Annotated in this window: 10 protein-coding genes and 1 pseudogene; 7 read left to right on the top strand and 4 right to left on the bottom strand. The window is 35.2% G+C overall.

Going from position 1 to position 12,931, the window contains the following annotated elements; translation table 11 throughout:
- Positions 1–2 precede the first annotated feature (2 nt).
- Positions 3–704 (bottom strand): ankyrin repeat domain-containing protein, encoded by a 702-nt coding sequence (locus AB8809_RS14545; RefSeq protein WP_129704289.1) that lies wholly within the window; start codon positions 702–704, stop codon positions 3–5.
- A 50-nt stretch (positions 705–754) separates the two neighbouring features.
- Positions 755–1,330, bottom strand: a complete 576-nt coding sequence (locus tag AB8809_RS14540) for a hypothetical protein (protein ID WP_129704291.1) — start codon at positions 1,328–1,330, stop codon at positions 755–757.
- A 1,061-nt stretch (positions 1,331–2,391) separates the two neighbouring features.
- On the opposite strand from AB8809_RS14540, the gene AB8809_RS14535 reads away from it, so the two are divergent.
- The 3 genes from AB8809_RS14535 to AB8809_RS14525 all read left to right on the top strand — a co-directional run bounded on the left by AB8809_RS14535 (position 2,392) and on the right by AB8809_RS14525 (position 6,601).
- Entirely contained in the window at positions 2,392–2,898 is a 507-nt protein-coding gene (locus AB8809_RS14535; protein ID WP_165324950.1) for a hypothetical protein, read from the top strand.
- Between the two features lie 791 nt (positions 2,899–3,689).
- Entirely contained in the window at positions 3,690–4,949 is a 1,260-nt protein-coding gene (locus AB8809_RS14530; protein ID WP_129704295.1) for an HAD family hydrolase, read from the top strand.
- On the top strand, positions 4,946–6,601 hold the full coding sequence (locus tag AB8809_RS14525) for a DNA-processing protein DprA (protein WP_207209685.1): 1,656 nt from the start codon (positions 4,946–4,948) through the stop codon (positions 6,599–6,601). The genes AB8809_RS14530 and AB8809_RS14525 overlap by 4 nt, the downstream gene beginning before the upstream one ends.
- Positions 6,602–7,074: 473 nt before the next feature.
- Here AB8809_RS14525 and AB8809_RS14520 read toward each other — a convergent pair whose 3' ends face one another.
- Together AB8809_RS14520 and AB8809_RS14515 are read right to left on the bottom strand one after the other, a co-directional pair.
- Positions 7,075–8,520 (bottom strand): HAD-IA family hydrolase, encoded by a 1,446-nt coding sequence (locus tag AB8809_RS14520; protein WP_129704297.1) that lies wholly within the window; start codon positions 8,518–8,520, stop codon positions 7,075–7,077.
- 378 nt (positions 8,521–8,898) lie between these two features.
- Positions 8,899–9,060, bottom strand: coding sequence for a hypothetical protein (locus tag AB8809_RS14515; RefSeq protein WP_165324952.1), 162 nt, complete (start codon positions 9,058–9,060; stop codon positions 8,899–8,901).
- 239 nt (positions 9,061–9,299) lie between these two features.
- On the opposite strand from AB8809_RS14515, the gene AB8809_RS14510 reads away from it, so the two are divergent.
- The 4 genes and pseudogenes from AB8809_RS14510 to AB8809_RS14495 all read left to right on the top strand — a co-directional run.
- Positions 9,300–9,494 carry a hypothetical protein gene (locus tag AB8809_RS14510; RefSeq protein ID WP_048257502.1) on the top strand — a complete coding sequence of 65 codons (195 nt, stop codon included), beginning with the start codon at positions 9,300–9,302 and terminating at the stop codon, positions 9,492–9,494.
- Positions 9,495–9,561: 67 nt separating this feature from the next.
- Positions 9,562–10,014, top strand: a complete 453-nt coding sequence (locus tag AB8809_RS14505; protein ID WP_048257503.1) for a hypothetical protein — start codon at positions 9,562–9,564, stop codon at positions 10,012–10,014.
- 80 nt (positions 10,015–10,094) lie between these two features.
- The gene (locus AB8809_RS14500) at positions 10,095–12,452 is read left to right on the top strand and encodes a UvrD-helicase domain-containing protein (protein WP_129704299.1); all 2,358 of its coding nucleotides are present in this window, start codon (positions 10,095–10,097) and stop codon (positions 12,450–12,452) included.
- Between the two features lie 239 nt (positions 12,453–12,691).
- Positions 12,692–12,841 (top strand): annotated as a pseudogene (locus tag AB8809_RS14495) (integrase core domain-containing protein); the annotation flags it as partial.
- Positions 12,842–12,931 lie beyond the last annotated feature (90 nt).

Here is a 12,931-nt window from a genome sequence, read left to right as displayed (position 1 = left end):
GCTTAAATAATATTAGATAGTTGATGTAATGTATAAATTTGTGCAGGGGAGTCATCTGAGGGATTGTAAATAAATCTTGTTTTATTTAATTCACTCTCTTCTATTTTGTTTTTTAGGTAAGATAGCAGGTTAATAATTATTGTTCTTTCTTCTTTGGGATTGTAGTGTAAAGTGATTTTTTTCGATAAATTAAATTTTATTGAATTCCTTTCTAATAATCTTAACGCTTCTTCACTTTTTTCATAAAGTTGAAATATATTAGCGCTCACAGAAAAATCAGATAACTTGTCAGTAAAAATTTCTGGATGTTGATGGAATGGGGGGTATGAGGTAAAATTATTACCTAAGAAATCTACAGTGTTAAGGTTAATTCCACTTTTAAGAATTAATCCAATATTGTATTTTTCATTTTCAAAAAATAATAAACTTCTATTGTCATTGTCTAATTGTTTTAAATCAGCTTTATAGAACAAGAGAAGTGTGAATTCATATATCGTTTTACTATAAAATATAGGGGTTTTGCCATAGTTATCTTTTTGATTAATATTAAATCCTCTTTCTATTAACATTTGAAGATCTTCTTCATTCCATGTAAAATCTTTAAAAATCAAATTCTGTCCCAATTCATCCACCCTGGATGGATCGCTATAACTTCTTATCATTTCCGAAAAAACATCTTTTATTGATTTAATTTCTCTATTCATTTCGTAGTCCAGACCATTTTATTTTTCTATAATATATAGTTTTTTTAAAGTCAATGTCTGTGTTGGTTTTTTTTAAAATTAGAAAGAGATTTATCTTCTCTTATTGAATTGTTTTTTTCTTTTATCTTATTGAAGTCTATTTTTTCTTTTTCAATAAAAAGGAAATCACTTTCTTTTTTATTAATTATTTTATTATTGCTATTTTCTTTAATTAAATTAGTGTAGTGTTTTTCTATACACTCCGGGTTAAAGTTATAGTTGTGAATTTCTATATTTTCAATTTTCTTTTCAAAAAAAACCTCTTCGGTTTCTGTATGTTGAACTTCTCTCGTAAATAACGAAATTGTTTTTTTTATGACATTCGAATCCTTAATTTCATTAAGTAATTTTTCGCAATTAATTTTATTTTCTTTCATAAATGGCTTTATACTTTTAATTATTTCCTCTGCTTTATTATGTAAGTTGTTAACAGAAAGAAGATATTCTATATAAATTATCATTAAGCTAAGTGCTAATTCTAAATTTGGGGCGTGCCCTATACAAGTTCCATTAGAATCAAAAACATAATAGATTACTTCACCTTTTGAATCATAAGTTTTTGAAATGTTTAAAACGTAACCATGCATATATATTTCCTGCTTATAAATTTAAAGTGGAGTTGGGATGTTTTTTTAAATATAGCAGAGGCCTATGAAAAAAGATGAATATATTTTCAGACAATGTGGAGGTTGTTATTACATTAATTAATGTATTTTATATAATAATCATGATAACTATCATGTTTTTTTATTATTAATTAGATCATTTTCTCGCTAATGGTAAGAGAATATCGATAATGGAAGGTATTAACTATGGAAATTATAACCATTAACCATTGTCAGTGGAGTATCAAAAATTAGTTGCTTCTCTCTTCAACATTGCGCTCATTTCGTCGGAAAGACGCTGATGTTTCAAATTAGATATTTAATAAAGATGGTGTCTACTGCTTACTTGTTCACCCTATGGTATAAAATAATTTTAACTAATTGATAAAAAAGATTTATTTTAAATTTTTGGTCTAATGTCATTTTTTCTGTGCTGGTGTGCTGGTGTGCTGGTGTGCTGGTGTGCTGGTGTGCTGGTGTGCTGGTAATCCCCACTCTGTTCCAAAAGCACCACTCATCTAATGCACTGTATTTATCCACACTGTATGAGGATACAGTCCGATTTTAGGCAGTAAAATGCGTTTTGGGCATGACTACGATAACCCTTAGATTAACCATGCAAGGAAGAGAAAATCGAACGTGAGTGGTTCTGAGAGGCTTAGGATGGATTGAACAAAAAAAAATCTGGCAATGTTGACTGCGATGCATGATATAATCACAGTTCTGAGATCATAGAGATCTCAGAAAAACAAAGGCAGCTATCAGAATACTTAGTTCCTAGGCCAAGGTCTGATAGCTGCCCCTCATTCCAGTTCGCAAACTGAAAACGACCTGGTTGAATGCGTATAACTTACGATTTACCAAGCCGCGTATGCATTATGTAGGATATTCGGGGCTTTTTTCTAGGTTTTTTTACGCATATCACATCAGTTCTTCTTTTTGTAGTCTGGGTTTATATCTCTTATTTATGAGTAACAGACTGATGTTTCTAAGAAATGTAGAAATTTTAGCTCTCTTTCCCTGCATAAAATGTGAGGTGCCGTATGCGTAAGGTTACTGATGACTATTCCCCGGAAATAGCCCGACATAAGCTTGATCTGCGTTTTCAAGATAATGAGCCTATGTCAGAACTGATTCGCGGTATGAAAAGGACTGATTTATGTGCTCTGGCTGCGTTATGCGATGGTAAGACGCTAACAACGTCAGGATATAACATTGATGCAGACTATTCGGTTAATCGGGCATCTGCTGTAGCACATTCTCTGAAGCAATACCTGCTACCAATATCAGCTAAGTCCCTCCCTGCAAAAGCTGATGTAGGTGGGATTTCTCATCAATCTGCATTCTTTATAACGAAGGAAGATTTGAGTCGCTTAGAGAAGGACACTGAATCTGTCTTTGAAGTATGCCGTAAGTCTCTGCTTGTGCAAAAGGAAAGCAGCGCACAAAAAGAGATGAAGCGTCTTTATAAGGAATTTGGTGAGGAGGGGGTATTAAATTTCCTTCGTTCTGTAGCTAATGACTCCTCGCCTGACAATCAAGCTGGATAATCCATAATATGTGGGGCTGCGGCCCCATTTTCGTTAGGCTACATATATGTTGTGGCAAGTAAATTGATTACTACATTTAATCAAAATAGATTGCAATAGTTTCACGTTATTGTGTTGATAAGCATTCATTCCAAATCATAGCCTCGATACAGCTAGTCCCATCTTTCCCAAAGTAGGTCAACATCTTTTTTACAGTGACTATCTAGCCTCGATGACGGTGTAGAACAACACCTTGCCCTGATCAATGACCTATCCACTGATATGTAACATGTCCTCAACTGGATACGAGTTAAATTTATATTATTACCTTGCTATCATTATTTTTGCTAAAACTATTGGGTTAGTTATTTTTTAGCTCTCAGGTGGCTCTTTTCCAATGGTAGAGCTATATCTTATAAGCAGTATTTTAAAAAATAATTAGCATAGAAATATTTTACGCATGTAATTTATTTATTCGTTATTAATTAGTCGGGACAGTAATGATTTACAAAAACCATAGGGGAAACAAACCATTCTGAATGGGGGATGAAAATAGTTTGTATTGTAGTTCTACTTATATAAGATGGTAAATGAGGCAGATGACAATGACTGGATCGGCTCTTTTGAGTCCTTTGACGACACTATCAAGTTTGAATTTGAACAACTCTTGAGTGATTAAAAGCTCAGTAAAGCCATACCGAAAATATCAGATTTTATAAGTAAAATAGTAACCATTCAAAGCTGTATTTAATGTGCCTAAACGAAATGACTTGAATGTAATAAAACATAAAATATTTTATATGGAGTGAAAAATGTTTGAATTATGTATTTTTGATTTAGATGAAACGTTGATACATACAAATGATTTAGAGGAAATAAGGCTGAGCCTTGCCAATAATGATGATGAGGGAATTTTAGAAACGCTGTTAGAAACTCTTGAGGAAGATGATGAAAGATTAATATACTCTCAAGATATTATTCAGGAAATTATTGCAAGTCATCCTGATATTTTACTGGCTATTTTTACTCGATCTCCACGTAGCTATGCTGAAACGGTTTTAGAGTGGGCATATCCTGAGATTGAATGGGACATGTTAATTTGTTATGAGGATGTAAGGCCAACAAAACCAAATGGTCAGGGAATTAAGAATATAATGGAATATTTTGAAATTGAAGATCTTACAAAGGTTGTTATGATTGGTGATGCAGATATTGATATCAAGGCTGCTTACAATGCTGGTTGTGTTGCATTGCTTGACCAAAGTGGTTGGCCACGTAGTTACAGCTCGGAACATTGGAACGCTATTAATTTGATCCCTGATGCTATCATTAATGAACCCAGCAATTTACTCGATTTTTTAGCTGAACCGCATAAATATTTACCAATATTGGAATGTCTACTCGATTCAGGCAATGTCGATTCTAAAAGATTCGATAGAATTGGACATTTCATCCCAAGATCTATCGGGGGGGATACGACCAATTTTCCTATATATGTTGCTGGTAGGAATTTTTCAAATTATGAATCCCTCTATTACAAAAGAGCTGAACATTCTTTAACAGAATCAATTTCATCTAACAAAAATTCTACAGAGTTTCCTTGTGAATGGGTTAATACTCTAAGAGAGTTTATCAGTGAAAAATGTGCAGGGTTTTTTTGGACTAAAACAATAATAATAACCTCTATTCCTCATCGGCCAGGTAGGATTCCTCGCTTAGAAAATCTACTTAGCCAATTAATTACTTCACTAACTGATGAGCCAATTCAGCATTGTAATGTTATACTGGCTACAGATCTATTGGCTTACCGTGATGGGGTTCGTTCACAACATGGTGAGCATTTGAATCAAGGGGAAAGATTTATGAACGTCAGAGATCACTTGATTACTAGTAATGTATCTCGACTGTCTTCAGTTGATGAAGTCGTTGTAATCGATGAAGTAGTTGTAATCGATGATGTAGTCACAACAGGAGCATCGTTAATATATGCATATAAATCTCTAAGAGATGCTGGTGCTCGAAGTGTTACTCTATTTTCTTTAGCTAAAAATATAAGTGATGTCTTACGATGAAAGATAATTTAAGAGAAACCATTACTCCTTCAACAAGGCTATTACTTACTCTCTCTATGCTCAAGGGAGTTGGGCCTGTATTGCTAAAAAGAACGGCATCTTACATTTTATCTTCAAACATTTTTTCTATTAATGAGTTATCGAAATTTGACGTAAAAATTGCTTCATTAGTTAATGATGATGCAAATTTTTTGTTTGCACAGGAAAAGGCTGAAAAGCAAATAGAGTATGCAGATGAATATTCTTTTCGTATAATTTCCATATTAGATAATGATTATCCAAAATTATTGTCTGAAACAAAAGATGATCCTTGTTTGTTATATGTGAAAGGCAATTTATCTGGGGCTCCTGATAAATCTGTCGCTATAATAGGGACTAGAGCGCCTACTTCACATGGGAAAGTGATTACAGAAAGGATTACAAAATTTTTTGTAGAAAAAAACTGGAGCATTGTGAGCGGATTAGCAATAGGTTGTGATGGTATTGCTCACGAAACTGCATTAAATTGTCATGGTCATACTGTTGCCGTCTTGGCTCATGGTCTTCAAACTATCGCACCTAGCCGTCATAAAAATTTGGCACACCGGATAATTGAAGAAGGTGGAGCACTGATAACGGAATATCCTTTTGGGCAAGAAATACAAAAACAACAATATGTAAAGAGGGATCGTATTCAAGCCGGATTGGCTCGTGGAGTAGTTATGATTCAGTCTGATGTTAAAGGCGGGAGCTTACATGCATCGAGAGCCTCTTTGGATTATAATCGATGGCTTGCAGTTCCATATCCAACAAAAGATGATATCGCAAGAAACGAGCCTAAAGCTCAGGCTAATTTATTAATAGCCAATGGTTCAGATTCTGATAAAGCAGGAACTCTTCGTTTTGATAAAATGAAGCTAAGAAATATTATTATTTTGAATGGAAAAGAAGATTATAATAAGTTAATAGAAGATGTTTGCTTCGAACAAGTATCGACTGATATTCCTTTTGTTGCTGATATGTTCGGTTCTCATAGTAACTCAGGCTCAGATGAGTCTTACATGGGAGCATATGAAGATCATGGACTACAAGAATTTAACCCTATTAGTAATGGCGCGGCAGTCCTTGGTAATCTATCAGAAACTGTTATCAAAACAGAAGAATCATTTCTAGATGATGTTGTAGACACTAATGAAGTGAAGGAAATTTCTGTAGAAAAGCTTATTGTGTCTAGTGATTTTATTTCTGACTTTGATTTGGTTATGAAAAATATAACCAATAAAAACAAAAAACTAACTAGTAAATTGGGTAATCAGGATGAAAAACTACAGCTTGTTAAATTACGATTTAAAATTATCAGTAAAAATTTAAAACTGATGCATAAAGATAAGTTCTTCGAAGAAAAAAATCCCATTACTGTTTTGAAAAATAAAATTATAGTTGAAGATGTTCTTTTTCATATGCTAAAGGTAATTTCCTTATGTGGTTTTGAACATAGCGATATGGATACAGTGATTGTATTAAAAGATAAGATTGACAATGTTCTATTAAATTTCCCTGATTCAGTCATTTTATGTGATGTCCATTCTGTAGCAGAAACTAATTGTAATTCTTGTAATTATGAGCGATTTGGTAACATGCTCGAAGAGTTCAATCATATAGTATTATCATGAATAGAAATTTCGGAGGGGGTTCCCCTCCCCAAAATTATAAATTATTATATTAATTTTTTCTCTCTGAAATGGTGAGTTTTTTAATTTAATGTATAACTTGTTTTTATCATCATGTTACTTAAATTCTTTTCGAACGTCATATATATCTAACTATTTTTATGAATATTTAGATAAGTGCGATGTTAAAATATAATATTAAACTATGTGTTATGAATTATGAAAAGCTTTGATGTGATATGAATAGAAAGATGAAGACATGGGAAGCTTTCTGAATGCACCTTTCTGTGAAGGGGAATTTTTGCGGTAAAATCATACACCAGAGTGTCCCAAAAATAGTTACGGGACACACTCTAATTATTAATGGGGGAATTTGAAAAAAATCTTGAGGAAATCCAAAATAGACAAACACTTAGCCCCCTATGTGAGGGCACTAAGTGTCATAAGTTTTTCAGTATTTGGTGTTATCGTCGATATCACTCATTCTCGGTGTAATTACATTTAGGTTCCTGATTCCATCCCGTGCAGGACAGAAAACAAATGCCTTTTTGTTTGTTATATTTTTTTAACATATCTCTACCACACTGCGGGCATTGTTTCTCAACAATTCCTTCACTATAATCGCATTGCTCTCTATTATCATTATAACCTGAGCACCCCCAAAATCGTATGCCACTTTGATGATTTCGTCTAATTCTTAGGACATGAGACTGGCATTTAGGACATAACCTGTCTTCTTCAGAAATAGAAACTGTTTTTGCTAAACATATACCGAGGCTATGTTTGACAACTTGGTTGCGTAACAAAGCGTAAGCTCTTTTCAAAGTTGAACCAGTAGTTATGACATCATCAAATATTAAAATAGATTTTCCGATCAACTTGCCATCATATTTGGGGTTAATGTGTAAAGTGGTTTCAATTTCGATACCTCTTTGATCTCTTGGCAAGGTTTTGAGTGATCTTGCCCCTTCATCAAAAACAAAGAGGTCATCTAAAAATTGAGAATTAGACTGGCTTTTACTGCGAGCATTAGCCAGAACATGCTCAAGCCTCTGTGCTTTTTCCTTCTTCGAAGGAATAATCGTAATTATGTCAAAGTACTTCTTTGCCTTGAAAAATTCGGGAATTTTATCTGCTGCATGTGCCAAAATATCACCCCAATAATCAGGGGGAGTATAATTTTCTTTGTGTTCTTTTTTTGCTATTTCTTTTGATAGTGGATGTGAGTCATGTAGCTTTGTAGTCAAAATGCTTTTTTGTGAAAAATAACGACCAAGACAAATCGTTGAAAGTGTATCACTTGCAGGTATGACATTGGCTGATTCATCTAAAGGAACGAAATAAAATCTTTTACGTTGAAAAGAAAAACTCTCATGTAATGCGCATTTCTCCGCCATTAGAATGATATTTTCGTAAGTGTCACATTCATCTATAAGAAACTCGCTACTTAATACAGCTGCCGGAACTTGAGATACTGGAATTCTTGAAGCCCATGAAGGAACAATTGGGATTACACCTGCGTAATAACTCGCTATTATGTCAGTGTAATCATCACCAATGTAAATTACTCGCTCAGGATGAGAAATACCTAATCTGGATAATGCAAGATTTATCCCAGTAGGGTTCGGCTTCATACCTGCTCTGCCTACATCTGTGTAAGTAACTATTACATCAAAATCTGGTAAATGGAGTTGAGGGATTATTTTATCAGCATAAGTTTTGCTTGAGTTAGTAACCACTCCAATTTTAATTCCTTTTGAAATTAATAAACTAAGTAAGTTTTTAATGTTTTTGTATGGTTTTACAGTGGCAAGTAGTTCTGGGGTGATTTCATCATAAGCTCCGCGATCTCTAATATCTTTTAAATTATTTGTTGACACTAAAGTATTATCAAGATCAAATAAAATCGCTTCGATTTTCATTATTAACCTCCTGTCTCTAAGAAGGTTATAATGTACTTCCTAAAATCCATTTTGTTAACTTTTTTATAAATTTTCCGCAAGATGTTATCTTGCTAATTATAAGTGTTGTAATCTTAAATGCAACAGTGTCACTCTGCCTTAGTTTTACTTAATGGTTCATCAATACAAATCTACAAGCATATCAACGGATATTATACCTGAAAATTATTAATTACTAGTGGCAGGACTATAACTAAACAGCTTTGCATAATAGCGCCACACCTACTGGATGTGGCAACCAGTAAACACAGAATTCACACGATGAGAAGTTAAGCTCCAATGTGTGAAATTATTTGGGCTATATATTGTCAATATAGAAGAATGGAAAAATTCTTCTGGTTATTCTGAATGAAAATCTTGATACAGCCAGTCGAGCCTCTCCCATAGGATGAACGTCAAAATTTCTTTGGCTTGCGGGTTCTTGGTTTCGATCACGGCGTAGATCAACGCCCTGCACTGATCTATGATTTCTTCTTGCTCTAGAGGTGTGTTATCAAACATAACGCACCTCCGTAGCTTGCCAGAACAGATTAAAGTAACGCTTACTCGATTGCTTAAAGTGCTGATCTTCCAGAAGAGAATTGCTAGACTTGCTGATAGCCATATCGTTACTTCCTTAACGGTGTGGTTAGCCCCTGTCTGGTAGGCCAATACCTTTCAGGGGCGAAACTGGTGATGAGTGTAGGGCTTGTGATAGGGTACGTACCTATTAAATCAAGCATAGTTAAAAAGGTACGTACATGTCAACGATAAAACGCGATACGAAAAAATCTTCATCGTTGGGGAAATCACCAACCTTCCAGATACGCATATCGCCTGAGCTACGTGAACAACTAGATGAAGTCGTAGCAAAAGAAGGTGTCAGCCTCGGCAACTGGTTCAAAGAGCTTGCCCGTAATGAATTGAGAAATCAGGGGATTGAGCCGAAGGGATGAATGGGCCTTCTCTCCCTTTCCTGGTCTTGCCCAAAAATTAGCAAAACCTACCTCACAGGAAATGTAAGTGAACGATGAAGTCGAAGAGCTACTGGTTGCAGCAATAGACTTGGCAGCGAAATACAAAAAACTTACAGGTAAGCCACTCGGAATAACCGGTGAAGTAGCTGAGTTCTATGCCTCTAAGCTATTAGGTTTGAAACTAATGGAAGCACGTAGTGCTGGCTATGACGCTATTGGCTCTGATGGTCGTAAAATCCAAATCAAAGGCCGTTCTCTTGCTGATAGTTCAAAACCGGGGCAAAGGGTAGGGGCTATCAGGTTAGAGCATGATTGGGATTCTGTGATTTTGGTATTGATGGATGATGTGTTCACCGTCAAAGAAATGTGGGAAGCCTACCGCCCTGAAGTCACATACGCATTACTCGCACCTGGTTCTAAATCTCGTAATGAACGAGGTTCGTTATCTATCAGCAAATTCAAGCAGATTGGTCGGAAGGTTTGGCCTGTTGGTCTTTAAGTTAGACGTATCCAGATAGATACATTTGAAAACATTATCTTTAGTTGAATAAATTATCCGAAAAGGTTTTTTAACTCACTATGATCGAACAAAAATCAAAAAGAAGCTTTCTTGAACATGTTTTTATTAAAACTTTCTCAAAATACCTTAAATTAATTAGCAAGGGCTCTTTTAAACGAGGGTATTTTAGTGGGCGAAAAGCTGGATACTTAAAAGGCCATGATGCCGGGATATTGAAATATCTTATCAAGGATGAAAGAAGCAATGCGGTGATGCAACCCGTTGATAAATCAATATATGGACCGGAAAAAATACCAGTAAACGATACAGTTAAGTCTCTTATGGTAGAGATGACAAAGAAAGCGTATGAACAAGGGCTTATCGGCTATCCAACAGAATCTCAATGGGACATGATTTTCTCAGAGCATCCGGCTACCTGTGTTGTCGCTGGTGCTGGCTCTGGCAAATCAACAACACTTGTCCTTCGTGTCGTTTTCATGCATTTTTATCTGAAAATACCATTGAGTCAATTGACCGTAATTTCGTTTACCACAAAGTCTTGTGAAGAGCTTAGAGAAAAAATTTATTCAGTATTTCAGTTCTGGGGCCATAAAGGAAATAAAGAAACCATTGGATCTGTAGTAAGCACATTTCACTCTCTGATCTATCGATTATCTATAAGTGCTATGCCCGGTCTAACGGCATTTGATTTCTTTGGTGATGAGATAAAAGACGATGATATTCTTGACGTTGCGACAAGTAAAAAAACAAATGAACAATTAGATTATCTTAAAAAAGTCTATACTAATTTATATTTGAAAAACAATGATTTTAAAACCTGTATTGATAAGTTGATAGTATTATCATTGACTACTCCTGCAACGGTTGACGATAAGGAAGTAGAGAATTGGAAAATTAATCTCAGCCATGAGAGAGATTTGAAACTAGTTAACCTTCTGAATGAACGTTGGAGGAATAAAGGGATATGGCCTATTGAGGGGGTTGTCCCTGAACCCCAGGAATGTTTTCATGTGAATGGTAGAGCTTTTTATTCAAATGGGTATGTCGAACATAACAAAATGCCTGTTTTTTTGTCAGGAAGTATTGGTTATGAGTTACTTTATGACAATAAGGAAATATTTATTGTTGATCCGAGTGAACCTAAGAAAAATATTAAACTCGGCATGGCTATTTCTGTAAAGAACAGGATCATTGCTGGTTATAATAATAAACTTAGCATCATGATTAATAGTAATAAAAAACTAGACACTGTGGTTAATTTTTTATCCTTGCATGTCGATGGTGAAGCACCCAGCAATTTTAGTGTTAAGTTAAGTGGAGAGTTGAACGCTTCAAATATACTTGATTTACTTTATGATCAAGGCTCATTTATAGAAAGCTTAGGGAAAGATGTAGTTTCATCAATATCAAAGATATCCCTTTTCAGGGAGGAGAGTGTAGACTTTTTCTTCGCAAAAGCATTATCTATTTTTTGGAAAGAGTTCGAAAAAAACTTACACAATGACAACATGATGACATTCAACCGAATGTTTATGATGTTTTCTGATGAAAGCGTTTTAAAGCAACGACGAGTAAATTTATTAGGTAAATATCGCCGCTTTGAAAATTTGTTGATTGATGAATTTCAGGACATTTCTCCACAAATAGCTAACTGGATAAAAGCGATGCAAAGAGAGAATGCCATTCTATGCAAAAAACCAACGATCATGGCTATTGGTGATGACTGGCAATCCATCTATTCCTGGCGCGGAAGTTCACCGGACATCTTTATGAATTTTTCAACATTTTTCCCTGTTCATAGAGATTTGGGGAAACACCACACTGTTAAAATGATGGAGAACTTTCGTTCTGATGAGAAGATCATCCATGATGCAGAAAGTTTAATGAAATTAGTCGTTCGCAAGATTGATAAAAAATCTCTGCCATGCAGATCCCCCGATGGTGATGAAGATGGTGTTAAGTGTGATGAATATGATAGCCGCGACGAAAATGATAAATGGCAAGAAAGAGCAGTTGATCGCATAAAAGATCAATTCTCTTTAGTTTCTCAGCAACAAAAGCATGATAAAACAAAAGTGATTGTTTTGAGTAGAACAAATAATACTCTGAAAAACATAGAGAAAGCTTACGCTAAAAAATATGGCTCCACTCGTGGGATTAAATTCCTCACGATTCATTCAGCAAAAGGACTTCAGGGCGAAGTTTGTTTCATTTTTGATGATAGCAAAGCTCTTACCGGCCATGTGCTTAGAAATGAGATCTACAAGCAGGTAGAATGCTTTCATCAATCATATGATCAAGCTATGGTCGATGAGTCTTATCGTCTTGCATATGTTGCCATCACCCGTGGTGTCAAAAGAGCTTTTTGGATCGCACCAAAAGGAAGTGATGGGGCATTTGCCCGCTTTAGAAAGTGATTATGCTATCTGATAATAGCCAGAGATAGCTCTGGCTATATATTTTATCCCCATTGTATAATGGGGATAGGTGACAGAAACACCTGATTTAGAATAGCAGTTCCTCGGTCTAAGAATCCGCTAAGAGCGAGGAGCAGATGCTCTTCCATGTAAAAAATTACAACTTGCCATAAATCTATGGCTGTGAGTTATTTACCGTTTGAACGACAGGAATTACTTCTTTAACTGCTTTATTTACGCGGAGTCCGGAAAGTAACGGTATAGCAGAAAGCTTCGTGAAAACGTTCAAGCGAGATTACACCAGTATTTTGCCGAAAACGGACAGTCAGTCGGCGCTGGTGAATCTTGCAGTGGCGTTCAGTCATTACAACAAGCATCACCCACAGTGAAGCTAACCATTCCAGCCCATCCCAAATATCCTTATCATATTCGATTCCACCGATCATTCTATCTCACAAATAGCATCTTAAGTCACATCA

This window comes from Pectobacterium aroidearum, assembly GCF_041228105.1.
Taxonomy (GTDB): Bacteria; Pseudomonadota; Gammaproteobacteria; order Enterobacterales; family Enterobacteriaceae; genus Pectobacterium; species Pectobacterium aroidearum.
The sequence above is the reverse complement of the archived record's forward strand: the minus strand, read 5'-3'. Positions and strand labels throughout refer to the sequence as shown.

Coding starts and splice junctions, on each gene's coding strand:
- AB8809_RS14545 (WP_129704289.1), bottom strand. CDS start 704: ATGAATAGAGAAATTAAATCAATAAAAGATGTTTTTTCGGAAATGATA.
- AB8809_RS14540 (WP_129704291.1), bottom strand. CDS start 1,330: ATGCATGGTTACGTTTTAAACATTTCAAAAACTTATGATTCAAAAGGT.
- AB8809_RS14535 (WP_165324950.1), top strand. CDS start 2,392: ATGCGTAAGGTTACTGATGACTATTCCCCGGAAATAGCCCGACATAAG.
- AB8809_RS14530 (WP_129704295.1), top strand. CDS start 3,690: ATGTTTGAATTATGTATTTTTGATTTAGATGAAACGTTGATACATACA.
- AB8809_RS14525 (WP_207209685.1), top strand. CDS start 4,946: ATGAAAGATAATTTAAGAGAAACCATTACTCCTTCAACAAGGCTATTA.
- AB8809_RS14520 (WP_129704297.1), bottom strand. CDS start 8,520: ATGAAAATCGAAGCGATTTTATTTGATCTTGATAATACTTTAGTGTCA.
- AB8809_RS14515 (WP_165324952.1), bottom strand. CDS start 9,060: ATGTTTGATAACACACCTCTAGAGCAAGAAGAAATCATAGATCAGTGC.
- AB8809_RS14510 (WP_048257502.1), top strand. CDS start 9,300: ATGTCAACGATAAAACGCGATACGAAAAAATCTTCATCGTTGGGGAAA.
- AB8809_RS14500 (WP_129704299.1), top strand. CDS start 10,095: ATGATCGAACAAAAATCAAAAAGAAGCTTTCTTGAACATGTTTTTATT.